30 protein-coding genes are annotated in these 26631 nt (G+C 40.1%); 11 read left to right on the top strand and 19 right to left on the bottom strand.

The features are described 5' to 3' along the window. Window positions 1-151: 151 nt before the first annotated feature. The 5 genes from IM797_RS16280 to IM797_RS16260 form a co-directional block, all read right to left on the bottom strand. Complete coding sequence (locus IM797_RS16280) at window positions 152-1177, bottom strand: FecR family protein (protein WP_194128211.1); 1026 nt, start codon at window positions 1175-1177, stop codon at window positions 152-154. Between the two features lie 78 nt (window positions 1178-1255). Beyond that, entirely contained in the window at window positions 1256-1852 is a 597-nt protein-coding gene (locus IM797_RS16275) for an RNA polymerase sigma factor (protein WP_194128210.1), read from the bottom strand. A 100-nt stretch (window positions 1853-1952) separates the two neighbouring features. After that, window positions 1953-2543 (bottom strand): phosphatase PAP2 family protein, encoded by a 591-nt coding sequence (locus IM797_RS16270; protein WP_228098902.1) that lies wholly within the window; start codon window positions 2541-2543, stop codon window positions 1953-1955. Window positions 2544-2633: 90 nt separating this feature from the next. Next, the gene (locus IM797_RS16265) at window positions 2634-4040 is read right to left on the bottom strand and encodes an alkaline phosphatase (RefSeq protein WP_194128208.1); all 1407 of its coding nucleotides are present in this window, start codon (window positions 4038-4040) and stop codon (window positions 2634-2636) included. A gap of 102 nt (window positions 4041-4142) precedes the next feature. Then, a complete protein-coding gene (locus IM797_RS16260) occupies window positions 4143-4670 on the bottom strand; it encodes an OmpA family protein (protein WP_194128207.1) in 528 nt (175 codons plus the stop codon). Between the two features lie 213 nt (window positions 4671-4883). On the opposite strand from IM797_RS16260, the gene IM797_RS16255 reads away from it, so the two are divergent. Then, the gene (locus IM797_RS16255) at window positions 4884-5360 is read left to right on the top strand and encodes an FKBP-type peptidyl-prolyl cis-trans isomerase (RefSeq protein ID WP_194128206.1); all 477 of its coding nucleotides are present in this window, start codon (window positions 4884-4886) and stop codon (window positions 5358-5360) included. Window positions 5361-5370: 10 nt separating this feature from the next. Here the strand turns inward: IM797_RS16255 and IM797_RS16250 are convergent, their stop codons facing one another. Together IM797_RS16250 and IM797_RS16245 are read right to left on the bottom strand one after the other, a co-directional pair. Beyond that, window positions 5371-5667, bottom strand: a complete 297-nt coding sequence (locus IM797_RS16250; protein ID WP_194128205.1) for a hypothetical protein — start codon at window positions 5665-5667, stop codon at window positions 5371-5373. A gap of 10 nt (window positions 5668-5677) precedes the next feature. Beyond that, window positions 5678-6397 carry a pirin family protein gene (locus IM797_RS16245; protein ID WP_194128204.1) on the bottom strand — a complete coding sequence of 240 codons (720 nt, stop codon included), beginning with the start codon at window positions 6395-6397 and terminating at the stop codon, window positions 5678-5680. A 185-nt stretch (window positions 6398-6582) separates the two neighbouring features. Here IM797_RS16245 and IM797_RS16240 point away from each other — a divergent pair, with 185 nt between their 5' ends. Then, the gene (locus IM797_RS16240) at window positions 6583-6942 is read left to right on the top strand and encodes a hypothetical protein (RefSeq protein ID WP_194128203.1); all 360 of its coding nucleotides are present in this window, start codon (window positions 6583-6585) and stop codon (window positions 6940-6942) included. On the opposite strand, the gene IM797_RS16235 is transcribed toward IM797_RS16240, so the two are convergent. Further along, window positions 6939-7586: a hypothetical protein gene (locus tag IM797_RS16235; RefSeq protein ID WP_194128202.1), complete on the bottom strand. Its 648-nt coding sequence runs from the start codon at window positions 7584-7586 to the stop codon at window positions 6939-6941. The two genes, IM797_RS16240 and IM797_RS16235, sit on opposite strands and share 4 nt — an antisense overlap. A 142-nt stretch (window positions 7587-7728) precedes the next feature. Here IM797_RS16235 and IM797_RS16230 point away from each other — a divergent pair, with 142 nt between their 5' ends. Beyond that, window positions 7729-8127 (top strand): c-type cytochrome, encoded by a 399-nt coding sequence (locus IM797_RS16230; protein ID WP_194128201.1) that lies wholly within the window; start codon window positions 7729-7731, stop codon window positions 8125-8127. 7 nt (window positions 8128-8134) lie between these two features. On the opposite strand, the gene IM797_RS16225 is transcribed toward IM797_RS16230, so the two are convergent. Together IM797_RS16225 and IM797_RS16220 are read right to left on the bottom strand one after the other, a co-directional pair. Further along, complete coding sequence (locus tag IM797_RS16225) at window positions 8135-8842, bottom strand: Crp/Fnr family transcriptional regulator (RefSeq protein WP_194128200.1); 708 nt, start codon at window positions 8840-8842, stop codon at window positions 8135-8137. A 64-nt stretch (window positions 8843-8906) separates the two neighbouring features. After that, the gene (locus tag IM797_RS16220) at window positions 8907-9143 is read right to left on the bottom strand and encodes a hypothetical protein (RefSeq protein ID WP_194128199.1); all 237 of its coding nucleotides are present in this window, start codon (window positions 9141-9143) and stop codon (window positions 8907-8909) included. 232 nt (window positions 9144-9375) lie between these two features. Between IM797_RS16220 and IM797_RS16215 the strand changes: the two genes are divergently transcribed. Next, window positions 9376-11781, top strand: coding sequence for a TonB-dependent receptor (locus tag IM797_RS16215; RefSeq protein WP_194128198.1), 2406 nt, complete (start codon window positions 9376-9378; stop codon window positions 11779-11781). A 41-nt stretch (window positions 11782-11822) separates the two neighbouring features. Here IM797_RS16215 and IM797_RS16210 read toward each other — a convergent pair whose 3' ends face one another. From IM797_RS16210 to IM797_RS16185, 6 genes are all read right to left on the bottom strand, one after another. Then, window positions 11823-12902: an aminotransferase class V-fold PLP-dependent enzyme gene (locus tag IM797_RS16210; RefSeq protein ID WP_194128197.1), complete on the bottom strand. Its 1080-nt coding sequence runs from the start codon at window positions 12900-12902 to the stop codon at window positions 11823-11825. A gap of 6 nt (window positions 12903-12908) precedes the next feature. Then, window positions 12909-13613 (bottom strand): DUF4142 domain-containing protein, encoded by a 705-nt coding sequence (locus IM797_RS16205; RefSeq protein ID WP_194128196.1) that lies wholly within the window; start codon window positions 13611-13613, stop codon window positions 12909-12911. Between the two features lie 75 nt (window positions 13614-13688). After that, window positions 13689-16241: an adenosylcobalamin-dependent ribonucleoside-diphosphate reductase gene (locus tag IM797_RS16200; protein WP_194128195.1), complete on the bottom strand. Its 2553-nt coding sequence runs from the start codon at window positions 16239-16241 to the stop codon at window positions 13689-13691. A 199-nt stretch (window positions 16242-16440) separates the two neighbouring features. Next, window positions 16441-17154 carry a YqjF family protein gene (locus IM797_RS16195; protein WP_194128194.1) on the bottom strand — a complete coding sequence of 238 codons (714 nt, stop codon included), beginning with the start codon at window positions 17152-17154 and terminating at the stop codon, window positions 16441-16443. 99 nt (window positions 17155-17253) lie between these two features. Beyond that, window positions 17254-17628, bottom strand: coding sequence for a hypothetical protein (locus tag IM797_RS16190; RefSeq protein WP_194128193.1), 375 nt, complete (start codon window positions 17626-17628; stop codon window positions 17254-17256). A gap of 133 nt (window positions 17629-17761) precedes the next feature. Continuing rightward, complete coding sequence (locus IM797_RS16185; RefSeq protein ID WP_194128192.1) at window positions 17762-18271, bottom strand: TetR-like C-terminal domain-containing protein; 510 nt, start codon at window positions 18269-18271, stop codon at window positions 17762-17764. Window positions 18272-18433: 162 nt separating this feature from the next. Between IM797_RS16185 and xth the strand changes: the two genes are divergently transcribed. The 3 genes from xth to IM797_RS16170 all read left to right on the top strand — a co-directional run bounded on the left by xth (window position 18434) and on the right by IM797_RS16170 (window position 20898). Continuing rightward, window positions 18434-19207: an exodeoxyribonuclease III gene (gene xth / locus IM797_RS16180; RefSeq protein ID WP_194128191.1), complete on the top strand. Its 774-nt coding sequence runs from the start codon at window positions 18434-18436 to the stop codon at window positions 19205-19207. A 120-nt stretch (window positions 19208-19327) separates the two neighbouring features. Further along, complete coding sequence (locus tag IM797_RS16175) at window positions 19328-19720, top strand: VOC family protein (protein WP_194128190.1); 393 nt, start codon at window positions 19328-19330, stop codon at window positions 19718-19720. Between the two features lie 71 nt (window positions 19721-19791). After that, window positions 19792-20898, top strand: coding sequence for a DNA alkylation repair protein (locus IM797_RS16170; RefSeq protein ID WP_194128189.1), 1107 nt, complete (start codon window positions 19792-19794; stop codon window positions 20896-20898). Between the two features lie 67 nt (window positions 20899-20965). Here the strand turns inward: IM797_RS16170 and IM797_RS16165 are convergent, their stop codons facing one another. Then, window positions 20966-21997, bottom strand: a complete 1032-nt coding sequence (locus tag IM797_RS16165; RefSeq protein WP_194128188.1) for an Atu2307/SP_0267 family LLM class monooxygenase — start codon at window positions 21995-21997, stop codon at window positions 20966-20968. Window positions 21998-22117: 120 nt separating this feature from the next. On the opposite strand from IM797_RS16165, the gene IM797_RS16160 reads away from it, so the two are divergent. Further along, window positions 22118-22990, top strand: coding sequence for a DMT family transporter (locus tag IM797_RS16160; RefSeq protein ID WP_194128187.1), 873 nt, complete (start codon window positions 22118-22120; stop codon window positions 22988-22990). A gap of 24 nt (window positions 22991-23014) precedes the next feature. Continuing rightward, window positions 23015-23263, top strand: coding sequence for a hypothetical protein (locus tag IM797_RS16155; protein WP_194128186.1), 249 nt, complete (start codon window positions 23015-23017; stop codon window positions 23261-23263). A gap of 3 nt (window positions 23264-23266) precedes the next feature. Here the strand turns inward: IM797_RS16155 and IM797_RS16150 are convergent, their stop codons facing one another. After that, window positions 23267-23860, bottom strand: a complete 594-nt coding sequence (locus IM797_RS16150; RefSeq protein ID WP_194128185.1) for a hypothetical protein — start codon at window positions 23858-23860, stop codon at window positions 23267-23269. Further along, complete coding sequence (locus IM797_RS16145; protein ID WP_194128184.1) at window positions 23857-24258, bottom strand: hypothetical protein; 402 nt, start codon at window positions 24256-24258, stop codon at window positions 23857-23859. Before IM797_RS16145 ends, IM797_RS16150 begins: the two co-directional genes overlap by 4 nt. A gap of 190 nt (window positions 24259-24448) precedes the next feature. Here IM797_RS16145 and IM797_RS16140 point away from each other — a divergent pair, with 190 nt between their 5' ends. Both IM797_RS16140 and IM797_RS16135 read left to right on the top strand, forming a co-directional pair. Continuing rightward, the gene (locus tag IM797_RS16140; protein WP_194128183.1) at window positions 24449-25132 is read left to right on the top strand and encodes a response regulator transcription factor; all 684 of its coding nucleotides are present in this window, start codon (window positions 24449-24451) and stop codon (window positions 25130-25132) included. Next, window positions 25129-26496 (top strand): HAMP domain-containing sensor histidine kinase, encoded by a 1368-nt coding sequence (locus tag IM797_RS16135; RefSeq protein WP_194128182.1) that lies wholly within the window; start codon window positions 25129-25131, stop codon window positions 26494-26496. The genes IM797_RS16140 and IM797_RS16135 overlap by 4 nt, the downstream gene beginning before the upstream one ends. Window positions 26497-26631 lie beyond the last annotated feature (135 nt).

Below are 26631 nucleotides of genomic sequence, written 5' to 3'. Positions count from 1 at the left end.
ATCCCGTACCTGTTCTCAGATACGGCTTAGTTTAAACCGGCGGACGTCGAAATTCACACGGTTTATCTTGAAATTCATTCCCTGTCGCGCGACAGGGAATGTTTATTTGTAAACAGGTTCTACATATTTTTCCTTTCCATTTTCTATATTCCTATTTGATATTTATTCTTCTGCCATCCATTTGATACCGGAAATGTCCGGTCGAGCTTAATACCTTCATGATCTTGTTTAAAGGCATATCTGCCTGCAATGCCACACTGATCTCTTCAGCTGCCTTTGAAGCTTGTTTATAATTGAATTCCACGTTGTACCAGCGTTCTAATTCTGTCGTGATCTCGATCAGCTTACGCTGGTGGAAAGTAAGGCGGGCATCTTTCCAGGAGCGGATTTCATCAATAGCTACTGTAGTTTGAACCGCTTTTCTCCCTTGATATGATACCTGTTGACCTGGTGTGAGCACCGCAAGAGATTTAAGTTTACCGTTATAGAGCTGGTCTACGCGGACTTTACCAGTTGCGACAGCAACTGTTAAGGGAAGCCTATTAAAAGCCTCAATTTTAAATGAGGTTCCCAAGACCTGGGTTTGTACCTCACCAGTATGAATGATAAATGGCTTCTTTGGATTTTTGGTCACTTCAAAAAAGGCAGCCCCTGTTAGTGAAATTTCCCGTGTATGTGCCGCAAATTTTTCCGGAAACTTCAGCGTACTACCAGCGCCTAAAAAAACAACTGAGCTATCAGGTAATAAGATCTTTGCACGCTGTCCCTTCGGATTAACGACTTCATGCATGACAAACTGCTCGGTTACCGGCGTTTTTTTTAATTGTAAAGTTTTGTATGTTAGCAAGCCGGTGGCAATCAGAGTCAGTATAGCGGCATAAGAAAAATATTTTCTAACTCTCTTTCTACGGGTATTGGAATCGGTCTGGGTTTGTAATTGTACGATCTGAGCTTCTTCCCTTTCCAGCTTTCCGTAAAACTGCTTCAACTTCTCATTAAGTCTGGGTTGATCGGTATCGTTAACTGCAGGTAAACCGTCCCAATGCTCAGACATCAGCTCATCAAAAAACTGAGCCGCTTCCGGAAGCACCAATATGCGTTTTAATTCTTCCAGTTCAGCTGGCGTGCAATCCTGATGAATGTACTTTCGGATCAGGGCTTTATTTCTATTTTCCAAGTTATTTTAATTGTCCTTCACTATACAGAACACCTAAAAGTGGAGTGACCACCTATGGAAATAAAAAAAATAATGGATTTATAAGAAAAAAGAAATGAGTGTTAAAAGGAGTGTAAAGTCAGCATGTTCTTTCAATTGCTTGCGAAAAAAACTTAATGAAGCAACCATGTAGTTTTCTACTGTATTCACAGAGAGATCCATACTTTTTGCGATTTCGGCGTAGGTCATGTGTTCGTCCCTGCTCAACTCATAAACCCGGCGACGTTGCGGACTAAGTTGATTCAGCTTACTTCGGTACACTTTTTCGAGTTCACGACTGTTTAGCGGCTCATCCGCAGAATGGTTAGCCAGATGCTGATCTTCCGGAACCAATTCAATGGAAACGGTTGGAAGTATTTTCTTACGGTAATGATTGTAAATCGCATTTTTTATGCAACGGAAAAGATAAGCTTTCAGGTTGTCTTCAACCTGTATGGCACCTTTTTTTTTCCAAAGGCTGAGCATCACGTCCATGGTCAATTCTTCGGCGATGAAGGTATCTTTTACATTTTTTAAAGCGAATCGGAATAAGCCATCATAATAGCGCTTGAAAAGTACATTATAGGCGGAGTGGTTGCCTGAACTAAATTTCTCCAACAATGATGTATCCGATAATTCTTTAATTGTATTCAGCATGCTTTAATCACAGAAACTCTTCGCGACAAAAGTAGCGGCTAGAAATTCCGGATATATTAAGGCGGTGTTAACTTATAAAGAAGTATTCGGCTGACAGCAATTATTCTGGTTTCGGGGTACCCATGCCACGCAGCGAAAAAGCGGCCCCAGCACCAAGCACTGCACCAGCAGCGACATCAGTCGGGTAATGCACGCCAAGGTACAAACGTGAATAACCAACAGAACCAGCCCATAAATACGATGGTACAATCACATACCATTTTGGATAAGCCTGCGACAAAGCAGTAGCCGTTGTAAACGAAGTAGAAGTATGGCCCGAAGGAAAAGAATAGTGAGAAGGTTGATAAACCGCCTTGATTTTAACATTAGCTAAAAAAGGCCTTGGCCTTTTCACTATTTTTTTGATCAGCATGGTAAGCAGAACATTAACGGCAGAACTGCTTGCTACATACAAAGCATTCTGCCGCATACGTTTATCATCGGCAATAATGCCCCCGGCCAAAAGACCTGCGGGAACACCTACATTTACCCAATCGTTATGATTGGACAAAAACAGGAAAAAATCCGTTTTCTCAGGTGTTCGTTTTTCTGATAAGTCAATCAGTACTTTATCGTCAAAACGCTGCAATGCAGATTGGCCTTTAAGTTTAAAGGGAAACCAAGCGATCAGACCAATCTGGCAGATTAACATATATTTTAAACATTCTGTATGCATAACCTGACGAAAATACTATTTTTATTTTATAACAGATTCATTTGCATGTCACAGCTGGTTATTGGTTTACACTTGTACTCCGGCGGCTTTCAGCATCAGGTTGTGCAGCTCAAAATTTTTGACAAATGGCTTAAGCAACTCACTTCCTGGTCCAAACATAGCCAACTCTACATAATCTGCAGAATGATCCATAGAGCCCCACCCTACTGAAGTATAATTGTACTGCACCTGCGCAAGCTCTTTAAAAGGTAGATTTCTGGGATTGTATAATCCTTGCTCATCCAGTTGACTGTAATGCTTCAGTATCGAAGCTGCCTCCGTAGTTTTAATGGCATAACCATGCGCAGCTTCCACTTTTTCGATAAAAGCCGATTGACTTGTATTTTTATCGACTCCGTTCAGGATCCATTCATTGGTATGCCTGAATTTTTGAATCCTGTCAAAATTCGCCGTTGCGTTGCTACCAGAAAACAGTCCAGGATTGGCGTTACCATGATCAGTTGTGATGACCACCAGGGTTTCCTTGTCCTGCTCAGCAAAAGCTATGGCTGTCGCTACCGCTTCATCAAATGCAATCTGATCGTATAGCAATCCACCAATGTCATTGGCATGGGCAGCCCAATCAACTTTTCCTCCCTCTACCTGTAACACGAATCCTTTTTTATTTTTGCTCAGCTGGCTTAAAGCTTTTCGGGTCATGTCTGCCAAACTTGGGATCTCCTGCTGTAGCTTCGTATCGCTAGACCGATCCAGTGTATAAGGTAACCCATCTTCATAAAAAACACCCAATACAGGTTGATTCCCTGAAACATCTGACAATTGCGCTTTAGTACGGACCACCTGATATCCTTTTTCTTTATACTTCTGAAAAACGTCCAGTTTATCGGCTCTTTTATCTGCACTAAAAAATTCTAAACCACCACCCAATAAAACATCATAACCGGCGTCCAGATATTTCAGTGCGATCCCCGGCTGATCATCTCTTTTTTTACTCGTTACACAGAATCCTGCAGGCGTAGCATGCGTAATTGGTACGGTAGTTACGCAGCCTGCAGATTTACCCAGTGCTTTAAATTTTCTCCAGATCGGGATATTTTCAGAACCGTCGGCATTGACATTCAGGGAGCCATTTGCCACACGTTTACCGCCACCCCAGGAAGAACTTGCAGCCGCTGAATCGGTAACCAGGGAACTTGAAGAAGCAGTGTCCATGAAAGCTCTTTTTACTTTATTTTCAGCATACAAAGACAACCAGGTACTTTCACGACCTTCTTTTCGCTGAAGCAGCATATTGGCCATATTTAATGTTCCGGTGCTCATGCCGTCACTCACCAAAAAAATGATGTTCTTCGCAATTTTACCGTCTTTGTAAAAGGTATTCTCTGTAACTGCAGCTATACTATCAAATGGAGATAACAGTGCTGTGCCCAAAAAAGCAACAGACCCTCCTTTAAAAAAATCTCTTCTTTTCATAAGCCGCTAATAAACAGAAATGCTGTTAAGTTTACTTAAGCTCATTGTTATGATTAAAACAAGCAGCGTTAAACAAACTTAACAGCAAAAAAACAGGAGTGACTATTTTACGGCTTTGAACTCTACACGACGATTTTTAGCACGACCGGCTTCATCGCTATTGGAAGCAATCGGATTTGCAGCACCATAACCTTTGATTGTTAAATTTGCAGCATTTACACCAGCATTCACCAGGTAAGACTTTACAGAATTTGCGCGATCAACAGATAAAGACATATTGTGTTCAGCACTTCCTTCTATAGAAGAATAGCCGTCCAAAACAAATTTAGCTGAGGGGTCTTTCTTGATTTCCCGGGCTACACGATCCAATGTTTCAAACGAAGAAGTCTTCAACACATCAGAATTAAACTCGAATTGAACATTGCTGAAATTAAAATCTGGTTTTTCAGGTACCGGAGCAGGCTCAGGCTTTTCTTCAGGTGCAGGAGGAATTACTTTAGCCTCTACAGGCTTTTCGGCCTGAACCGGCGGATTTGGCTTTGCTACAATTTTCTTTGTCTTACAAGCTTGCATGGAAACAAGCGACAATGCAAGAAGGCTCAGTGCCATCTGATTCTTTAAAATTTTCATTTGTGATTGGTTTGGTAATTAATTCATGCATGAAAATCATCAACCTAAAATGATTCCGTAAATGCATTACATCGAAGAAACGAATATTTTAGCTAAATCGTACCTTTTATGACATTTATTTTCTCAATTTTCTATTTGATGTCTTCTAAATGGAGATAAATTTAGAATTGCTATTGAATTTTGGATTGGAATATAAATTATACCTTTGTAATAATGACTATAGTAAAAAACCTCATCGTATTGCTTTGCCTGGCTGGATGCTTTGCAGCATGTAAAAACAAAGACTTTAATGAAGAACAACAGTTCAAGACTGATACTACGCTGATTAGAAAGTTCATCACAGACAACGCTATTCCTGCGAAGAAAGACGAGAAAACCGGACTTTTTTATCAGATTCTGGAACCCGGACAGGGCCAGTTCAACTATACGCTGAGTACAACAGTATCAGCCCAATATGTTGGAAAACTACTGAACGGCACCCAGTTTGACGCCTCCAAATCCGGACAAGATTTTACTTTCGCTTTAGGGCAGGTAATCCCAGGATGGCAATTTGGCGTTCCGTTTGTACAAAAAGGCGGTAAAATACGTTTGCTGATACCTTCTCTACTTGCTTATAAAAATCAGCAAACCGGTCCTATTCCGCCAAACTCGGTCCTGGATTTTACATTAACAGTAACCAATCTGAAATAAGGAAAGAAGTTTATTGAGTTGCAGACAAAATCTCTGAATACAATAAACCACTTCCCCCGCCATAATGTTGTATGATTTTAAGGGCCGGTCTGATCTCAATCAAACCGGCCCTTAAAATTTGTTCTTCGGCGGCGTCAATACCGTTTCCCAGCAATACCAGGTCTATGCTTTGGTTTTTACATATCGCCAATGCTTCAGCATCGCTGGAAGTGACGATACCACTCCATTCAGACCTCGCATTGAGTAACCGAAACATGGTTTTTGTAATGTCCGGATTTCTACCGATGTAAAGAACAGTTAAATTCATAGATATCAAATTAAAACACCATCGGAACATCCATCAACAATACTTCTGCATTTTGGCTAAGCGACTTGAACTGGATCGCAGTGGTATCCCATACTCCCATTCCATCTCGCTGATCTAATCTTTGACCATCAATTTCAACACTACCATTTATGATGAAAACGTACACCCCATTTCCTTCTTTTTTTATAGTATAGGAAGTTTCAAAATCCTGATCAAACTTACCTAAAGAGAACCAGGCATCCTGATGAATCCAAACACCCTGATCATTTGCATCCGGAGATAAAATCTGTTGAAAATTATTGTGCCTTTCTGCAACATCCAATGTAAGCTGATCGTATCTGGGTGTTACATTTTTTTGATTTGGAAACAACCAGATCTGGAGCAATTTAACGGGCTCGCTATCGCTTGCATTAAACTCGCTATGTTGCACACCCGTCCCTGCACTCATCACCTGTATATCGCCGTGTTGAATCACAGAAGATGTGCCTAAACTATCTTTGTGTGCCAGCGCACCTGTCAAAGGAATGGTGATGATTTCCATATTGTCGTGTGGATGGGTTCCAAATCCCATTCCTCCATCAATCCTGTCGTCATTCAAAACCCTGAGTGCACCAAAATTCACCCGCTCAGGATTGTAATATCCTGCAAAACTAAAAGTATGATGAGCGTCTAACCAACCATGGTTTGCATGTCCACGGGAATTTTCTTTATGCAAAACAAACTGTGCCATAATATTTCCTTTCTTATTGTTTAACAAAAGTAGGCTTAATCAGTATGGTACACATTGATGTAGGATAAGTAATTCGTCCTATCTATTTTTCTGTGTTATCTACCAATTTTTTACATGAAAACTCAATCTTCTTATATAATTTCCCTATTTTTATAAGATTAAAACAGAAAAAAGCCTTTTTCTATATGAACCTGAAACAAACTGTAGATGCTATTTTGAAATCTAAATCCCGCTCTTTGAGGTGGTTGGCTACTGAGATGGATAAAACACCTGACGGATTAAAATTAAGTTTGGTCAGGCATTCCATTAAATACATTGACATCATCAGCATGTCTGCAATCCTGGATGTTCCGATCAGTAAGTTTTTCGAACCTGAACCAGCTTCCGAACAAGATCAAGAAAAAGCACTGCTTGCTGCAGAACAGAAAACAGAAGATATTGATTTAAAAAATAGCTTAAAGGCATACAGGGAACTCATCTCTACACTGAAAGATCAGATCAAAGACAAAGATAGGATCATCAAACTTCTTGATAAAGACATTTAAATCTGGTGCAGATATTGGGCAGCGGAGAAAAGGAGTATTTGCAGGATCAATAAAACCCAGAACAACAAAAAATCAGGTTCTGCAAAAGTAGAAAAGTATTGCAGCAGTTTATCCAACAACACATCGTATAAACTTAATTTTTCATTTTGAAGGTCTACATCATCGAGTTTAATTCTTTTTAAACTGAAAGTTACTACACGTTTGGTATTAGTGGAAATGGTTTTATCACGTCTACTGGCCTCCAGTAAACGGGCGCGCAACATGGCTTCATCAGACAGTTTTTTTGACCAATTCACATTGCTTGTTATTCTTTTCAGCGCAGTGGACAATGCAGGCCTTATCAAATCCATACCTTTTTTAGTCCAGAGGTTATAAATCAGTGTCTGAATTGCAATTTTATTTGCCAAAACAAAATATAGAAAAAAGAACAGCGGGCTCGCCAGCAGTACAACCAATGCAGCCCAATTTGTAGAAGCCAGCTGGCTAAAGAAAACAACCATTTTTCCATGCCCGGCTCCATGCTGCTGAATCAAGACGATGATTAGAAAAACCAAAGTTAAAATCCAACCCGAGCATGCAACAAACAACCATTTTAAGCCAGACTTTATCGCAATACCTGCATACAATTTTAAATCTTCTTTCATAATCCATAGTGTAGATAATGGTAAATTACTAAAAGGTATTAAATATCGTACTATTTTGAACAGTTCTACCCGGTAACTTTTACATGATAAAATTCATCTGGCCTCTTTTTTATTTATATTTAGTTAAACTAAACCACTTATTATGAAGCACAAAAAAACAATCACTTTAGTTACTTTATTAGGTATAGCCTTTTGCTTAAGTGCGTTTATGCCAAAACAGGAACCCAAAGAAGAAAAAGCAAAAAATCTGAAAGTATTACCCAAAAACATCAGTCATGACGAACTGGATAAAGTAATGGATGGATTTAAAATTGCACTGGGCGTTAAATGTAATTATTGTCATGCACAAAGTAAAGATAATCCAAGAAAGCTGGATTTTGCGAGTGATGATAAACCGGAAAAAGAAACAGCTAGAGAGATGATGCGGATGACCGCAAAAATCAACAAGAAGTACTTTCATAATCAAAAAGATGGTAAAGCACTTTTAGCTGTATCCTGTATCACCTGTCACAATGGTCAACACGAACCAAAATCAAATTAAAAACCTGCTATTTATAGTTGGACCGTAGTACCAGCTTTTTGATATCCAATACAAAAATCTTACGGCCTTCTGTTGCAATGATTTCCTCTGATTTAAACTCTTTCAATATCCGGATCACATTTTCCTTAGCAATACCAGCTATACCTGCCAAATCTGTTCTCGAAATATCAATGGTAATTTCCTCATTTTCTGCGGTGTCTATTTTGAATTTTTCCCTCAAAATAATCAGCGCAATTGCCAGGCGCTCTACTGCCGTGCGTTGTCCAAATATCGAAAGCTTGTTTGCAAACACGGTGATCTCCTGGCTCATGAGCTTTAGCAAATGCCGGGCAAATAAAGGTGATCTATTCAGCACTCCCATAAAATCCTCCATGGGGATAAAACTTATGATACTGGATTGTAAAGCAGCCATGGAATCTGAATAACGCTCTTCAGCCAATACTGCGTGATAACCCACCAATTCGTCTCTGCTGGTAATGTACAATACGTGTTCGCGTCCATATTGGTCAACTTTATATTTCTTAACCTTACCCTGGTGAATAAAAAACAATCCGGATGGCTTTACCCCTTCTTTATAAATGATTTCGCCTTTCTTATATTTTTGTTGCTCCTGTTGGGTAATCAACGCATGATAATCATCGGCAGAAAGGACATCTAAGGCAAATTGTGTGGTAAAATAAAGATGATCAATTGGAAAAATTCCTTTCAAACTCATGCAGCAAAGATACAACTCTACCTCATTTCAACGATAAGAACCTCACAAAACCAGGATCAGATGACTAATGACAAAGCAAAGCTGTCTTTTGTTGCTTGATCAATTCGTGGAGGCGAATCATCGCATATCGGTAACAACTCCATTGCACACTGGTACAAGACAATGGAGATACCTGTTCTAAATTATCTTCCAGTTCGACTAAAAATTCCATTGTTGTATTTGGAGATTGCAACGCATTTAGCGATGCGTTAATGATTTCATCTACTTTTCCGTAATCGATAGCCTTTTCTAACTGAGCCAAACTTAAGGATACGTATTCTTTGATAACCATGAGGTATAAATCTATTTTACGATGGATATAACTTAATTAACGCTTCAAAGTTAAAGCTAAAAAAGAAGCCACCTAGTACATATTTATCAGTTAAAAAAGTGATAAATATCAACTTTAGCTACCCGACTTGTTGAAAATCTGAATCCATAACACACATAGGGGTAAAAGCAAAACTTGTTGTCACTTTAGAAAACGAACTAAAATGAACATCAAATTATTTTCTTTCTTACTGGTCTGCCTGCTTGGTCTGACCAGCAGACAAGTCAAGGCGCAAAAAATCGATTCGCTAAACAGACAAATGGTACTGACCCAAACCATTAAAGGCACCATAATCGACAAAAGCACCAGATTACCAGTTGTGGGTGCAACCGTCAAACTCAGTTCAGATCCAACTGTAAAGCGTTTAAGCACAGATGAGAATGGCATATTCCGTTTAACTGCCGTGTCGCTGGGCCGACAAACGCTAACAATCAGTTTAATGGGCTACCAAACCATTGTGCTTTCCGAATTGCTGATCATCAGTGGTAAAGAGCTGGTTCTAACTCTGGAAATGGAGGCACAAAGCAATAACCTGAACGAAGTAGTTGTCAGCTCGAATTCAGGTAAACAACCCCTCAATCAAATGGCCTTAACCAGCGGTAGGTCTTTCTCTCCCGAAGAGACCAATCGGTATGCAGGCGCATTTTTTGATCCGGCAAGAATGGCTCAGAGTTTCGCCGGGGTAGTGGCTGGAGGCGACGATAATGAGATTATTGTAAGGGGAAATTCTCCAAAAAGTTTGCAATGGCGACTTGAAGGCATAGAAATCATCAATCCCAATCATTTTGGAAGTGAGGGTGCATCGGGTGGTGGAATCAGCATGATCAACACCACTGTACTGAGCACTTCCGATTTCTACACCGGAGGTTTGGCCGCAGAATACAGCAATGCGCTATCTGGTGTGTTTGATTTGAAATTCAGAAAAGGGAATACCGATAAAAGAGAATATGCATTTAATATAGGCGTATTGGGTGCCGGAGTAACCATGGAAGGTCCGTTTAAAAAAGGCGGAAATGCATCTTACCTCTTCAGTTACCGATACTCATCCTTAGGCCTTTTGGATAAGGTCGGCGTCAAAGTCTCAGATGAAGGCGTGCCCAAGTATCAGGATTTATCTTTCAATTTTGTTTTTCCGACTAACAAAGCCGGTACTTTTTCAGTATTTGGCATAGGCGGTTTGAGTAAATTAAATAAAGACGCCGACCGGGATTTTAACAAATGGGAAGAAAGAACAGATGGTCAGGATATGAGATATGGTTATAACGCCGGAAGTATCGGAATAAAGCATTTGTACATCGCCAATAGCCGGATTTATTTTAGTAACATCATTTCCTTTTCGGGGAGTCGCAGTAGCAGTATCATAGACACTTTAAACAACAGCTACCAGTCGAGCCTGAACCATGAAAACTTATATACCAATACAACCATTCGTTATTCGGGTATCCTGAATTACAAGCTTAATCAGCACAACTCCATCCGTAGCGGTTTAAACGCAAACTTTTTAAAATACAATCTTTATGGGCAACAATATGACACAGACACCAGGCTTTTGAGAACGCTTATTAATGAGCAGGGAAGCACCAGTAGTTTTGACGGTTTCATACAATATAAAGCAGAATTAGGCAATGTATTTACGCTAAATACGGGTGTCCACGTCAACTACTTCAATTTAAGTGAAAGCTGGAGCATGGAGCCCAGGCTAGGTTTAAAAGCCCAACTCAACGAAGGCCAGACACTCGCATTTTCAGCCGGACTTTACAGCCGCCTGGAACCCCTGTCTTACTATTTTGCAAAAGCAAATACCGCCCAGGGTACTGCCACACAATTACCGGTAAATAAGCTCAGCCCTACAAAATCAGCGCAAGCCGTATTGAGTTACGAAAAGCTATTTACGGGAAATTTTAAATTCAAAACAGAGGTATATTACCAACATCTGTATGATGTACCTGTATCTGTAGACCCGAAGATTAATTTTTCTTTGTTAAACGTATCTGATAACTCAGCAATTGGTTCCTATACTTACCGCAACCTGATCAATAAGGGAACAGGAAAAAATTATGGCATTGAATTCTCTATTGAAAAGTCCTTAAGTAAGGGTTATTATTTCACAGTAACCTCATCCATATTTGATTCTAAGTTCAAGGCGCTTGGCGGCCAGGAGTTCAACACCACTTACAATACAAAATACGTAGGGAACCTATTGGTTGGAAAAGAATGGGTAACTGGAAAAAGAAAAAACAATCTTTTCGGGCTTAATGCAAAAGCGATTTATGCAGGAGGCAGGAGATATTCTCCAATCCTGGTGGATGAATCGTTCAGACTGGATGAAGAAATTATCGACCAGAATAAGGTGAATACTTTGACCGCAGATCCGTATGTACGGATAGACTTCTCTTCCAGTTATCGCATCAATAGCAAAAAGGTGAGTCATCTGATCATTCTGGATATCCAGAATTTGCTAAACCGCGAAAATACAGTAGGAATGCATTACAACGCTAGTAAACGCATCATTGAACCGCAAAAATGGGGTGGCATGATTCCAACCATCAATTACAGGCTGGAATTTTAATAATCATATCCAGGCAGGAGTTCTTTCCTGCCTGGATATGATTAGATATTTTCGTCGATGATCTTTAACAGGTGATCAAGATCATCCGCTGTATTGTAAAAATGGAAGGCAACCCGAACACCTCTTCCCCTGCTCAAACAACTGATATTTGAGTCCAGTAGTTTCTGATATAGCGCATCACTCAACAAAAGATTAAATATCGGGGAGTAAGTTACCCTAGCTGAAATTTGTGGATCGAGTAAAGATCTGGAAGCAAATGCAAGGCGTGCATGCTCAGCAAGAAGTTTGATTTTATTTTCAATCACATCCATGCCCGTTTTTTGCATAAATAAAATCGACTGATTGAGTGTCCCAAAATTAAGGGTATCTAAATGCCCGGGTTCAAAGCATAAGTCAAGTATTCCCTTATCACTTAAGAAGCTTTCCGCAGGCAATTGAAATTGTTTTCGATCCTGATAAAGCTGCGCCGCTGCACTGGCTTTCAACATTAAAAACCCGTTACCATAACCACTTAGCATCCATTTATACCCACTGGAAAAGAAAACGTCAATTCCAGCATTTTCGAAATCAAATCTTTCTGTTCCGCAATATTGTGTACCATCAACAACAATGAGCAGATCAGGATAAAGTGATTTTAATTGATTAAAAAAAGCAGGATCTATCTTTGCTCCATTGGAGTACTGCACCAAACTTAAGGCTAAGACAGTTGCTCCAAAAGTTTTAACAGTATGGATGATCTGTTCTTCGGTATTGCCATCCATGCGGATATACTGAGCAGCGAATCCTCGGCTTACAACAGGATAATTTACAGAAGGATAATCTGATTCCAGTAAAAGAAACCGGTGACTTCTATCCAAACCATCTAAAAAAATATTAAAAGCAATCGAACAATTTGGCACCAGGAAGACCTGCTGGTTTTGTGCGTTGAAAAAATGCGATACATTGCTACGAACTTCCTGAATAAAACTGGCCTGAGTTAAACGAAACCCACTACCAAGATCCTCAAAAGCCGCATCATGAGACCTTCTCCAATGTATTATTGATCTCGACAAAATGCCAGAGCTGGCCGTATTCAGATATGTATATTTTTGTAATACAGGAAATTCTTCTTTAAAATTCATGAACCTCTATTTTGGCGACACAACTTTGGTTAACTCCTGAGCGTCATCCAATTGCTTTCTGATTACCGGAAGATATTTAACCGCAAAATTTCTGATGACCTCATCTTTGGCGCGACTCGCTGTAACCAAGGTACTCAACTGCCTGCGTTTACGGTCAATCATCGATTGTACATACCATAGATTAAAGTCTCCTTTTGTTTCAACAGTCGACGAAGCCTTTGGGGTAACAATTTTTCCCGTATTTTTAGTGGCAGCCAATGCATCTATATCTTTTTGAAAAGACTGATGAGCGCCAACAACACCAACTGCATACTCCTTGATCTTGGCTACAGTTGATTTGGTTGTCGCTTCCCTGCTCCAATTCACAATCAACAATTCATTTTCAGTCAGGCCATCAATCAAACCGCTGGCCGTTAGCGAATCGGTCTTTTGTAATGAAGGCCTTAAACCAGCCGTGGCTTTTAAAATAGCACTATTTGCGATGTTTTCTGCATTTTCTCTGGATCCGGCACCATTGCTGTTCGCCGAGTTGATGCCTGGAGTAAGTCCATCTCCCGCAGCATTTACAATGCCTCTTCCGGGTGTTGTTGTTTTAGGTGTTAATACCGTTACCTTTTTTTTACGGGTACCATCAGCATTTCTGGAACTCGAGCAAGCTGAAAGGCCGCATACTGCAATCATCAACAGGGTAAAAGTCTTTGTATATTTCATAGGTTGAAAGTACGAAAAAATAAAAAAGCCACAGCAATAAAATGCCATGGCGTTTCAATATTATGATTTAATGACTTAACCGCATTTTGAAGAACCGCAGTCCTTGCAGGTTAAACAACCTTCCTGATACATCAGATTTGTAGAATTGCAATTCTGACATTTCTGACGTTTGGCCTCCGTACCATCCGGAACATATCTTTTCAAGGCTCTGGCTACCCCGTTTTTCCAGGTGTTAATCGATTCGTCCAACTGTAAACTATTAATCAACTCTACCACTTTTTCAATCGCCATCCCATGCCTCAATGTACTGGAAATTAATTTTGCATAATTCCAATATTCAGGATTGAACTTATAGGATAAACCTTCAATCGTCGTCTTATGACCTCTTTTATTTTTGTATTGAAAATCATACCTGGAACTCCCATCTGCTTCCCTGCTTTTAATGATAAATCCATCATTTGCCCATCTTGGGATCAGGATTCCATCTTCATCATCGGAGAAGCCCGTAAAAATTTCATACGGTTTTCCATCGATCAGGCCGATAAATGCGATCCATTTGTCTTTATTGTTTTGAAAACGAACTACGTCTGCCTCAAGAATTGCCGGACGTTCGGTAGGAAAAATGACACCTTCCGAATGCACTTCCTCCTGTTCCTTCGGTTCGTTAGAAATCAACACACCTGAGCGTGAACCATCGCGATAAACGGTAACGCCTTTACACCCTGCTTTCCAGGCTGCCAGGTATAGTTCACCGACCAATTCTTCGGTTACGTCATTTGGCATATTGATCGTTACACTAATTGAATGGTCTACCCATTTTTGAATCTCACCCTGCATTTTTACCTTTTTCAGGTAATCTACATCGTTAGAAGTTGCTTTATAATATGGCGACAATTTAACCAGTTCATCAAGTTCGTTCTGATCGTAATTTTTTGTCAGGTCATGCCCGTTTACTTCCATCCAATGTTTAAAGCGATGATGAAAAACAACATACTCCTCCCAGGAATCTCCTACCTCATCAACAAAATCCACACGGGCATCTTTATCATTCGGATTCACTTTCCTTCTCCTCTTATAGACAGGCATAAATACAGGCTCTATTCCTGAACTGGTTTGTGACATCAGACTGGTGGTCCCTGTTGGCGCAATGGTCAGCAAAGCAATATTGCGCCTGCCATGAGTCAGCATTTCAAAATACAATTCCGGATCTGCCTCCTTCAATCTCAGGATAAATGGATTGTTTTTTTCTCGCTCTACATCAAAAATTGGAAATGCACCACGTTCTTTAGCGGCGTAAACAGAAGCTCTGTAGGCTGCTATTGCCAGTACTTTATGTACTTCAATAGCAAATTCAGAGCCCTCGTCACTGCCGTATCTCATACCCATAGCTGCAAGCATATCCCCTTCAGCAGTAATACCAATCCCGGTTCTTCTGCCCTGCTCAGCCTTATCCTTGATATTCAACCATAAATTCAATTCCGTTCGTTTCAGTTCTTCATCTTCCGGATCCTGGTTAATTTTGAGTATGATCCCATCAATTTTCTCCAGTTCAAGATCAATGATGTCATCCATCAATCGTTGTGCAGCATGGATGTGTTTCTTAAACAAATCCCAGTTAAACCAGGCAGACTGACTAAAAGGCTCTTCCACGTAAGACAAAAGATTAATCGCCAACAGACGGCAAGAATCATAAGGGCACAGGGGAATTTCACCACAAGGATTGGTAGAGACCGTTTTAAAACCCAGATCTGCATAACAATCCGGCACTGATTCCCTAATGATGGTATCCCAGAACAAAATCCCGGGCTCGGCAGAACGCCAGGCATTGTGAATAATTTTTTTCCATAAGGCTGAAGGATCCATTTCTTTCCGCGTAACCGGATCTGCTGCGTCGACAGGATATTGCTGCACATAGCGATCACCACTTTCAACAGCCTTCATAAAGGCATCATCAATACGCACAGATACATTTGCACCGGTAACCTTACCTTGTTCCATCTTAGCATTGATAAAATCTTCAGCATCTGGATGCTTGATGGATACAGAAAGCATTAAAGCACCACGACGGCCATCCTGAGCTACCTCCCGGGTAGAGTTTGAATAACGCTCCATAAAAGGAACAATACCCGTTGAAGTCAGCGCAGAATTTTTTACCGGGGAACCTTTCGGGCGGATGTGCGACAAATCATGGCCAACACCACCCCTGCGCTTCATCAATTGCACCTGCTCCTGATCGATTTTCATGATACCACCATAGGAATCTCCGGATCCATCATGCCCAATCACAAAGCAATTGGAAAGAGAGGCAATCTGATAGGGATTACCGATACCGGTCATTGGACTTCCCTGTGGAATGATGTATTTAAAGTTTCTGATCAGTTCAAAAATCTCTACTTCAGTCATTGGATTGGGATACCGGGTTTCAATGCGTGCAAGCTCAGCAGCTATACGTTTATGCATATCATCCGGACTGGCTTCATAAATATTTCCGTATGAATCCTTTAGTGCATATTTATTAACCCAAACACGGGCCGCAAGATCATCGCCCTTAAAGTAACGAAGCGATTCCTCGTAAGCCTCTTCACTAGTGTAAGTTACCGTATTTTCCAATTGTTTTTCAACTTTCATAGCTTTTTCATTAAGTAAAGCAAAGCTACATTTTTGAAAATCTAAACAGGAATATAAAAATAAAGTTTACAAAAAAATACAAACAAAAACCTGATTATAAACAATTTAATATTTTCATAAATTAAAATTGTTTACAAAAACAAATAACATATAAAAATAAAACTACCAAACAATGATCAAAATCACTGGATTTGAAAATCTAACTTGTTATGATCCGCTTTTTTTCCACAGAAATTTCAGAGCCTTCGGCCAGCATGACTGACACGGGAGCCTGTCCATTCAAAAAAGTAAAGTGTTCACCATAAACCAGGCCGAAATCTACTTCAATTGAATAATCTTTCACTTGATACTGCTCCCATTTAGGATGCTTGACCTCATATTCATTCGTAACTTTGTCGTTGTGACGTGCATAGCCCCAGTAATGTTCTGTTATAAATTCAGTTTCACTACCCGATGCTATAACAGACAACTCCCGGTCGGCTACAATGGTGAACTTGTACCACTCTTTTTTGAATTTCCAGTGATAAGCAACGATACGTTCGTCGCCTTCCTCCGACCAGTGGTGAGACATCGGCATAGTCACATAGTTTTCATTGTAAATCGTATTGGCTACAAAGGACAATGCAAACTTCGGGACGATTTCCTTGATAAAAACTACTCCCCTTTTCCAAAGGCCATTTTCTTTGTAACGAACATAAAAGCGAAGATTTACTTCTTCAAAATTAGCATGAAAAGGTACCGCTATACCCATCAAGCGTGTGTTTTTAAAAAGAAAACCAATTAAACTTACATAACACGTATCATTCCAAAGATCCAGTTCTGTTCCAACCGGAACAAAAGGCTGCAGGATCTCTTTATCAATTGCATAATTTGCGATGGCCAATTTCCTCCATTCAGCAGTTAAAAAACTCATGCAACAAGACACGCAAATATCATGCTACACCTGCGATGAATAAAAAAGGTTGGTACCACAACTGTGACACCAACCTTTTTCAGTTTTTTTAAGCAAGAACTATCTTTTACAATTTGCTGTCCAGGTGGCTCCGTCCCTTGACACCAACATAGTTAGAGAACTTGCATCAATCTTGATCCCAGTCAAACCAGAACCAATACTCACATAGGTATTATCGCCCTGTTTTTCAAACTCTACGCCTTTAATATCCGGAATATTATTTCCAAAGTAAAAGTCATAGGTATTGCCAACTTTACTCACCGTAACTTTACCATCTGAACTGGTAATCGTCTGTCCGCTTTTGGCATACGAAACATCTCCTTTGTAGGTACCTACAAAGAAGTCGGTAGTTGCAGGATCTTTATCCTTTTTACATGAAGTCATAACCGTTCCAACGATCAGGAACATACTTAACATTTTTACAATAGTTTTCATAGATATGTTTTTTTTTATTCCATGAAACCATCATAAGCTATACAAACAACTATGATGAGTACAGCCTCATGATAGTTCCATGATAGATGATTAATGTAACATTCCTATTGCAAAGGCTATGCCAATCCGCACACTATCGTTTAATTGTTTTCAAAAAATCCTGAACAGTCTTATTCAAAGTATCTGATAAAGATTCCCTTTTTATACCGATAACACTGATTCTGGACTGGATATTCAGAGAAACCAGTCCATGCATCATTGACCAGATTTGTAAAGCGCCTATTTCTGCACGCTTAAAATGAGTCAGCTCCCTTCGTATACAAGTTTCCAGACAGTCCATAAAATATTTATACACCCTGGTATCTGTTTCGCCATGCAACTTCACTTGGGCATTACTGTCATCCAAGATGGGAATAAACATCAATTTATAGGTCTCGGGGTTGGTAAGTCCAAAATCCAGATAAGTTTTACAAATCTCCCCAAGTTTCGTTAATGGATCGTTGCTAAGGGCCTCTTGCTTAAATTTTTGCAAGAGCAAATCATAAGCTTTAGGCTGCAAATCAAATAGCAGCTGAGAATTGCCTGCTGCTTTAAGAATTTCCGACTTCAATGCATCATTAGGATATAAAGTTGTTGCTGACATAAGTATAAAATTAAAGATCACAGGAACTAGTCTTACTAATTTAAGCATTGAAATTGAATTTATTGATCTTTCAATACATTAAGCTATCTTCATTTAATCGTACAACTATACAAACATGTGTTTTTATAAATTGTTATGATCAACAACAATACCCTCATTCTTATGAAGATTGCAACTTACAATGTAAATGGAGTTAACGGACGACTGCCCGTACTTTTAAGGTGGCTGGAAGAAACCAGCCCCGATGTCGTTTGCCTGCAGGAATTGAAAGCACCCCAAGAAAAATTTCCAGAACAAGCCATTAAAGATGCAGGATATAAGGCCATATGGCATGGCCAGAAAAGCTGGAATGGCGTAGCAATTCTGGCCAAAAACCTTGAAATCAAAGAAACCAGGAGAGGCTTGCCGGGAGATGAGGAGGACTTACACAGTCGCTATATAGAAGCATTTATCAACGGCATTGTTGTCGGCTGCCTGTACTTACCCAATGGAAACCCATCGCCAGGCCCTAAATTTGATTATAAACTGGCCTGGTTTGAGCGTTTAACTACACATGCCAAAAGTCTTCTGGCACGCAAAATACCGGTTGTACTGGTTGGAGATTACAATGTGATGCCAACAGAACTAGACGTTTACAAACCAGAACGCTGGGTAAATGATGCTTTGTTCAGACCAGAAACCCGGCAGGCATTTCATAACCTCGTTGGACAGGGATGGACAGATGCCTTACGTAAATTACACCCTGGCGAGAAAATATACACTTTCTGGGATTATTTTAGAAATGCCTATGCAAGAGATGCTGGTTTACGTATTGATCACTTTTTGCTCAGTCCGGAATTAGACAAGCGGCTTCTTACTGCCGGGGTAGACCGGCATGTCCGCGGCTGGGAGAAAAGCAGTGACCACGGACCGGTTTGGATTGAGATTGAAGATTAATCTGCCTTCTAAATAAAATACATGCCGCAATTCCCCCGTTTATCTGTCGCATTTGCTGGTAAGCTCAAAAGTTTTTCATCGTAAATTTGATCAGGACAAAACAATTTAAACATTACCACTATGAATGAAAATGTAATTTGCTGGTTTGAAATCTATGTAAAGGACATGGATCGGGCAAAAAAATTCTACCATGAAGTTTTGGGGACTGAATTTAGAGATACCTGCGGCCCGGGAGACGCACCTGCAGATATGAAAATGTCATTCTTTTCTTCCCCGGAAAACCAGGGCGTATCTGGCGCTTTAATTGAAATGGGTGGGACAAAAGAGGGGGACGGCGCTTGTGTAAACACCATGGTATATTTCCCTTGTAAGGACTGCAGCATTCAGGAAAATCGTGTAATTGCTGCAGGTGGCCGTATCAATCAAAGTAAATTTTCAATTGGGGAATTCGGATTTTGCGCGATCTGTGTAGACACTGAAGGAAATCCATTTGGTTTATTTTCTATGGAATAAATTTAGTTTCTCTGCTGACATACTGTTGTCAGTGGAGAAACTAAATTTGCGTCATAACCCCGATAAATTTTATGGCCAGCCTATTAAAAAACATTTATTCAGCGCAGTTCTATAGCGAAATATCCAGTGTATTTTCGTCAATACTTCCGAATTTCAATGAACGCAAATTTTCCAATGACATTTTTAGTCCGGATTTTGAGCAAAAGGAACTCAAGGAACGCATGCGGCATACAGCTACTGTACTTCATCAATTTCTTCCTGAAGATTACGTTGAAACCGTGCAACTGTTAAAGCAAGCTATAGGATTATTTCGAGAACGGGGTAATGCAGAAGACGGACTTGCCTATATGTTTCTGCCAGATTACATCGAAAGCTACGGCCTTGAAAATTACGAAACCTCCATCGATGCTTTAGAATTCATCACGCAATTTGTAAGCTGTGAATTTGCGGTCAGACCATTTCTACTCAAGTACACAGAGCCGATGCTGCGACAGATGGCATTATGGGCTATGCATCCAAACTATAAAGTGCGCCGTTTAGCAAGCGAAGGCAGCAGACCACGTCTGCCCTGGGCTATGGCGGTACCCGCACTAAAAAAAGATGCATTTCTTGTCATACCAATTCTTGAAAAGCTAAAGAACGACCCTTCAGAATGGGTACGTCGCAGTGTAGCCAACAATCTCAATGATATTGCAAAGGACCATCCTCAAATTGTTCTGGATCTGGCAAAACAGTGGACTGGAATTGGCAAAGAAACAGATGCCATCATTAAACATGGTTCCAGAACCTTATTGAAACAAGGCGATCCTGAAATATTAAAATATTACCAGCTGGAAAGTGACGCCATTGAGGTGAATAATCTGGAAGTTGTTAATCCTTATGTAAAAATTGGCGAGAACCTGGAATTCAATTTTAACCTGAGCAACAAACAGGACCGCGAACAAAAAATACGGTTGGAATATGCCATATATTACCGCAAACAAAATGGGCAGTTGTCAAAAAAAGTATTCAAAATCAGCGAGAAGGGGTATCCGGAGAAAACGACCATAAAAGTACACAGAAAGCAAAAGTTCATACTGATTACTACCAGGACATTCTACACTGGCTCACACGACTTGTCAATTATTGTAAACGGAGAAGAAAAGGCTAAAACTTCATTTGAACTTTGTTCACATTGATTTAGACCACTACAAACAAAAAGCCGATCCTGTTTAACGGATCGGCTTTTTGTTTGCTGGCTAAGTCCTACCGAAGGGCCTTACGAACTTCTGGCGCTACCTTTGTCCCAAACAGTTCAATAGCTTTCATCATATCGTTATGATTGGGATCACCAACATCCATATGGCCGATAAATCTGGTAATACCAAACAATTCATGCATGTAAAGGATTTTATCCGTCACTTGTTCAGCAGAACCGATAAACAGCGCACCATCTTTAGAACGTCCACCATCATATTGCGCTTTTGTATAAGGTTGCCAGCCCCTGCTTGCGCCAATCCGATTCATTTGAGCTGCATAGTTATCATAATACTGGTCGATAGTAGCTTCAGCATCACTTAAAAAACTATGCGAATGAATACCAATTTGCATTTTTGCTACATCATGTCCCGCTTTAACATATTCCGATTTGTAGAATTCGATCAAGGGTTGAAACTGTTTAGGCATTCCACCTATAATGGCTACAATCAGCGGAAGGCCCAACTTAGCAGCACGTAATACCGATTCAGGTGTTCCTCCTACCGCAATCCAGATCGGCAAGTGGCCTGCATTGCTTGCCCGGGGTAATATCATTTGATTAACCACTGGCGCACGCAACTTTCCAGACCAGTTGACCACTTCATTGTTATTGATGTTGAGTAATAAATCAAGTTTTTCTTCAAAGAGCTCATTATAATCCTTTAAATTGTAACCAAATAAGGGAAATGATTCAATAAAACTTCCACGTCCCACACCTATTTCTGCGCGACCATTGGAAATCAAATCGATGGTTGAAAAGTCCTGATAAACCTTTACTGGCTCAGCAGAGCTCAACACAGTTACGGTACTCATCAGTTTTATATTTTTAGTGATGCTTGCTGCCGCCGCCAGTACAATTTCGGGAGCAGACACCGCGTAATCCGGGCGGTGATGTTCTCCCAAACCAAAAACATCCAGTCCAACTTCATCAGCCAATTTGATCTGTTCCAGAATTTCCTGCAGTTTTAAACCTGCATGACGTGGTTTTCCAGTTTGCGGATCAAATGACAGATCGCCAAACATGCCTATTCCTAATTCCATATTTCTCCTTTTTTTTATAAATCAAATTTACGCGTATAAGTATGCATCTGCATTGATGTAGGATAAGAAGATTAATAAAAAACGAGCGCTGTAATTAACTAACTTTGCAAATCTCAGGAAATGAAAAACAAAAAAGAATTAAATATCCCCCCGGTACCTGCTGTCCTTTTGTCCATCATTAGTGTACAAGGTGGTGCAGCCATTGCAAAAGGTATTTTCCCTGTTCTTGGTGCGGCTGCTACAGCTTCGCTAAGAATCGTATTATCTGCATTTATCCTCATTTTATTTAATCGGCCAAAAATAAAAAACCTGAGTTTGAAACAATGGAAATATGTGGCTTTATATGGATTAACCTTGGGTGCTATGAACCTTATTTTTTATATGGCATTGGCAAGAATTCCATTGGGTTTAGGGGTAACGCTTGAATTTATTGGTCCATTGGTACTTGCCCTGGCTGGCTCTAAACGTTTTTTAGATTTCATATGGATCTTACTGGCCGCAGTTGGAATTGTCTTAATTGCCCCATGGAGTGATAATGGCCTGGACCTTATCGGTGTATTGCTCGCCTTGGCCGCGGGTGGTTTTTGGGCAGGATACATTGTAATGGGTGGTCGGATTTCAAAAATTATGGATGGCGGTCAAGCAGTAAGTTTAGGTATGATTTTCGCATCGGCCCTCGTATTGCCATTTGCCATTGCTGACGGACTTTTTATCAATCTTAAACCAGCCATGTTGCTGGCTGGTTTTGCCCTAGCCTTACTATCTAGTGCCATTCCTTTTACTTTAGAAATTAATGCGCTACGCAAACTTCCGGCAAAAACTTTTAGCGTATTGATGAGCCTGGAACCTGCGGCAGCAGCGTTGTCGGGGTTGATCTTTTTACAGGAATACCTCTCTGTACCACAATGGCTCGCCGTAGTACTGGTTGTAATTGCAAGTGCCGGAGCCACGTTAACAAAGCAGAAAAACGTTGAGGTTGTACGGGACCTGTAGTATTTCAATTAAATTAGACATGCAATGAGTAAATATCAACAAGAATGGAAAAGGATGCTGCAGCAGAACCCCGAATTCAAAGATTGGAAAATACGTTCCAGTGGTGGCGATTTGCTGATCAGGGTACCCGAAGATACAGATATGGATTTGCTGCAGTTGCAGTTCTCAGATTTGATCTCAGCCACTGCACCGATTATCAAATCCCCTGTTGCTAAACTTAAATTTTACGTTGGCAATTCAGATGAGGCAGATTTTGTGTTTACACTAAATTAATATTTAAACAGAAACATACTGAACAATAGCCATCACCGGTGCATCAATCACCTCCACTTGGTGGTGTTCATTTAGCGGGATGCCAATATAAGCTCCTGCCTCGCGATAAAACGATTCCGGCCCCACTGTACACTTACACCGGCCCTTGAGGATAAAGAAACTTTCATAGACATCGTCATGCGTTTCATCTTCAATGTCAAAAGAAGACACGACCAATACTTGTTTTAATCCCTCAGCTTCCAGCCATACTTCACAAAAATTATCCGCAACTAATGCTTCAGGAAACCTTTGTTCCACCAGCTTTAACCATTGTTCTAAATCTGAATCTTCACTGACAAGCAATTCTTTAGATTCATTTTTAGCCTGAGCAGGTATACCGGATATGGCTTGTTCGATTTTTGACCTTAAGCCCGAACTGGGTTCAACGGCCTTACTTTTGGCATAAGTTTCTAGCGTATTTTCTATGTTTTGTAACTCCTGCCTAAGTTCAGGATGCAAAATAAACATTTCCTGCACAGTCAGGCGTTCCTCCTCTTCCAGCAGATCCAACGCATACAATTCCAATATTCCACTTTCTATATAAGATTCCAATTTCACAGTCGGGGGGAGCTTAAATTCTGAAGTTTTTTCCTAAGCATTGCCGCGCATTCCATTCTGCTTACCTGGAGCAGAGCAGCTGCGTCATCTATGGAGACACCTTTGTTAATCATTAAATCAAAAATACATTTATTATTCTTACCATCAGCAGTATTTGGATATTCAAAGATATGATCTTGTGCCAAACACCTGGAAGTATTCAGTATCCAGCAAAAAAAAGATCCTTTTTCAGGTCTAAATGTATAAATTTCCTGCTCAATTTTTTTAAAGGTAGCCGATAATAGCCTATTGGCAAGCTTTTCATTGCCATTCGCAAACCTCAGCATGATGCCATAAACAGGTCCGGAAATGCCATTATAAAGCATTTTCATACCATGCGGATCTTTTTTTCTGATCAACGCAATAATTTTCTCTTCTTCTTGTAGACAATGGAGATGCATTCATCCAAATATATCATTTTACTTTTGTTAAAGAAACACTGAATAAAAATGAACAAATATTTTTCATCAAACAGTTTATCCCATAAAAATACAATCGGCTAACTATAATGGAAATAATTGTCAACTTTGTAATTCTAAATACAGCCTTATGCAAATACTGGTCATAGAAGATGAACAAAGAGTAGCAGAATTGATCCAGAAAGGACTTCAGGAACTTGGTTTTCAGGTTACATTAGCTTACGATGGAGAGATGGGTAAAAGGCTGGCCTTAGGTAAAGTTTTTGATTTGATTCTAATGGATCTGATTCTACCTAAAATCAATGGCATCGATCTGTGCAGGCAGATTCGTTTAACTTTACCAAACATCCCGATCATTATGTTAACTGCATTGGGTACGACAGACGACAAAGTGGATGGATTTGATGCCGGCGCTGATGACTACCTGGTTAAGCCTTTTGATTTCAGGGAACTGCACGTACGGATCCGTGCATTGATCAGTAGAAACCGAAACCTGACCAACACGTTTAACCAGGGCTTTATTTTGCGTTTTGCTAATCTGGAGATGAATCTGGAAACGAAATTGGTTAAACGCAATGAGGAACCAATTGATCTGACGCCAAAAGAGTTCCGTTTGCTGGAATATATGATGGCTAATCCGGAAAGGGTTTTATCTAGAACTGAAATTGCTGAAAAAGTTTGGGATACTTTTGATTCTGGTACGAATTTCATTGATGTTTACATCAATTACCTGAGAAAAAAAATAGATCGCAATTATCCGGTCAAACTCATCCACACCAAACCAGGTATGGGTTTTATATTTAAAGAAGGATGAAAATACGGGTTAAACTTCTCCTCTTATTTTTAACATTATTTGGTAGTCTGTTAATGGCTTTTGCAGTATTCATTTATATATATTCTGCAAAAACCAGGAAAAACCAATACTATGAACATTTAAAAAGAGAAGCCATTACCAAGGCGAACCTGTTGTTTGATGGAAAAGTTCCCGCCCCGGTGCTGCAACTCATTTATAAAAACTCCGCAAACTCCCTGTTTGAAGAAGAAGTAGCCATTTATGACACCTCATTTAACCTGCGCTATCATGATGCAGTTCAGATTGACAAAGTCAAAGAAACCCGCGAAATGATTAACCAAATCATCCGCCAACGTGAAATCGCTTTCGATCAGCAAACACTGCAGGTGGTCGGTTTATTATATCAGCATCATGGAAAAATCTATGTCATCACAGCCGCAGCCAGGGACAAATATGGACTCAACCGTTTAGCCGAACTAAAGTACACTTTAATCATCGCGCTGATCATCATCATTAGCCTGACCATCTTTTGCGGCTATTATTTTGTTGGAAAGGCACTGAATCCGGTAACAGAAATTGTAGACAAAGTAGCTGAAATTACAGCTACAAATTTGTACAAACGCGTTCAGGTTAAAAATCAAAAAGATGAAATCGGAGAACTGGCCAATACTTTTAATGACATGCTGGACAGACTGGAACAGTCGTTTGACGGGCAAAAGAATTTTGTCAGCAACATCTCTCATGAACTTCGTACGCCTTTAGCCACCATTGTCGGAGAATTGCAATTGGCTTTAATTAAAGAACGAAGCCCTTCGGAATATCGCGAAGTGATCAGACTTTCTCTAAACGATGCCCAGCGTTTGGTGAGATTGTCAAACGGTTTACTCGATCTTGCTAAAGCCAGCTATGACCAAAGTGCTGTGGGTATGAAATCTGTAAGGGCTGACGAATTGTTGATGGATGCCAGGGAAGCCGTATTGAAAATAAACGAAGAATACCGGGTAAATGTTCTTTTCGAACGTGAAATTGACAATGATGAAGATGTTTCCATAAAAGGCAATGAATACCTGCTTAAAGTTGCTTTTATCAATCTAATGGAAAATGCCTGTAAGTTCTCTGAAGATCATCAATGTGTGGTGAGCATCAATTTTGACAGGCATCAAATGATCCTGAATTTTAAAGATCAGGGCATAGGTATAGCCCAGGAAGACCTTCTAAAAGTCTTTACCGCATTTTACAGAGGCAAGAATAAAGATTTTATCAACGGAAACGGGATCGGATTGTCCTTGACACAAAAGATCATCACCATGCACCGCGGTTCGATTCAAATCAATTCTATTGTCAATGAAGGCAGCACATTTACAATCTGTATTCCGCACAGATAAATTCATCCCGCTCCTTCTAATAAATTTCTAATGAATTTCTGTTTCTCCTCTAATGGCCTTTCTAAAAGGCTTGCTTTACATTTGCAGCACAATAAAAAACAGTATATGGACTCAGGCCCCCATTTAACAGCAACA

This window comes from Pedobacter sp. MC2016-24, assembly GCF_015223055.1.
Classification (GTDB): domain Bacteria; phylum Bacteroidota; class Bacteroidia; order Sphingobacteriales; family Sphingobacteriaceae; genus Pedobacter.
The sequence above is the reverse complement of the archived record's forward strand: the minus strand, read 5'-3'. Positions and strand labels throughout refer to the sequence as shown.

Coding starts and splice junctions, on each gene's coding strand:
- IM797_RS16275 (WP_194128210.1), bottom strand. CDS start 1,852: ATGCTGAATACAATTAAAGAATTATCGGATACATCATTGTTGGAGAAA.
- IM797_RS16270 (WP_228098902.1), bottom strand. CDS start 2,543: ATGTTAATCTGCCAGATTGGTCTGATCGCTTGGTTTCCCTTTAAACTT.
- IM797_RS16185 (WP_194128192.1), bottom strand. CDS start 18,271: ATGTCAGCAACAACTTTATATCCTAATGATGCATTGAAGTCGGAAATT.
- IM797_RS16175 (WP_194128190.1), top strand. CDS start 19,328: ATGAATGAAAATGTAATTTGCTGGTTTGAAATCTATGTAAAGGACATG.
- IM797_RS16170 (WP_194128189.1), top strand. CDS start 19,792: ATGGCCAGCCTATTAAAAAACATTTATTCAGCGCAGTTCTATAGCGAA.
- IM797_RS16205 (WP_194128196.1), bottom strand. CDS start 13,613: ATGAAATATACAAAGACTTTTACCCTGTTGATGATTGCAGTATGCGGC.
- IM797_RS16265 (WP_194128208.1), bottom strand. CDS start 4,040: ATGAAAAGAAGAGATTTTTTTAAAGGAGGGTCTGTTGCTTTTTTGGGC.
- IM797_RS16240 (WP_194128203.1), top strand. CDS start 6,583: ATGAACCTGAAACAAACTGTAGATGCTATTTTGAAATCTAAATCCCGC.
- IM797_RS16225 (WP_194128200.1), bottom strand. CDS start 8,842: ATGAGTTTGAAAGGAATTTTTCCAATTGATCATCTTTATTTTACCACA.
- IM797_RS16165 (WP_194128188.1), bottom strand. CDS start 21,997: ATGGAATTAGGAATAGGCATGTTTGGCGATCTGTCATTTGATCCGCAA.
- IM797_RS16155 (WP_194128186.1), top strand. CDS start 23,015: ATGAGTAAATATCAACAAGAATGGAAAAGGATGCTGCAGCAGAACCCC.
- IM797_RS16255 (WP_194128206.1), top strand. CDS start 4,884: ATGACTATAGTAAAAAACCTCATCGTATTGCTTTGCCTGGCTGGATGC.
- xth (WP_194128191.1), top strand. CDS start 18,434: ATGAAGATTGCAACTTACAATGTAAATGGAGTTAACGGACGACTGCCC.
- IM797_RS16160 (WP_194128187.1), top strand. CDS start 22,118: ATGAAAAACAAAAAAGAATTAAATATCCCCCCGGTACCTGCTGTCCTT.
- IM797_RS16250 (WP_194128205.1), bottom strand. CDS start 5,667: ATGAATTTAACTGTTCTTTACATCGGTAGAAATCCGGACATTACAAAA.
- IM797_RS16200 (WP_194128195.1), bottom strand. CDS start 16,241: ATGAAAGTTGAAAAACAATTGGAAAATACGGTAACTTACACTAGTGAA.
- IM797_RS16190 (WP_194128193.1), bottom strand. CDS start 17,628: ATGAAAACTATTGTAAAAATGTTAAGTATGTTCCTGATCGTTGGAACG.
- IM797_RS16245 (WP_194128204.1), bottom strand. CDS start 6,397: ATGGCACAGTTTGTTTTGCATAAAGAAAATTCCCGTGGACATGCAAAC.
- IM797_RS16260 (WP_194128207.1), bottom strand. CDS start 4,670: ATGAAAATTTTAAAGAATCAGATGGCACTGAGCCTTCTTGCATTGTCG.
- IM797_RS16140 (WP_194128183.1), top strand. CDS start 24,449: ATGCAAATACTGGTCATAGAAGATGAACAAAGAGTAGCAGAATTGATC.
- IM797_RS16235 (WP_194128202.1), bottom strand. CDS start 7,586: ATGAAAGAAGATTTAAAATTGTATGCAGGTATTGCGATAAAGTCTGGC.
- IM797_RS16195 (WP_194128194.1), bottom strand. CDS start 17,154: ATGAGTTTTTTAACTGCTGAATGGAGGAAATTGGCCATCGCAAATTAT.
- IM797_RS16135 (WP_194128182.1), top strand. CDS start 25,129: ATGAAAATACGGGTTAAACTTCTCCTCTTATTTTTAACATTATTTGGT.
- IM797_RS16230 (WP_194128201.1), top strand. CDS start 7,729: ATGAAGCACAAAAAAACAATCACTTTAGTTACTTTATTAGGTATAGCC.
- IM797_RS16215 (WP_194128198.1), top strand. CDS start 9,376: ATGAACATCAAATTATTTTCTTTCTTACTGGTCTGCCTGCTTGGTCTG.
- IM797_RS16210 (WP_194128197.1), bottom strand. CDS start 12,902: ATGAATTTTAAAGAAGAATTTCCTGTATTACAAAAATATACATATCTG.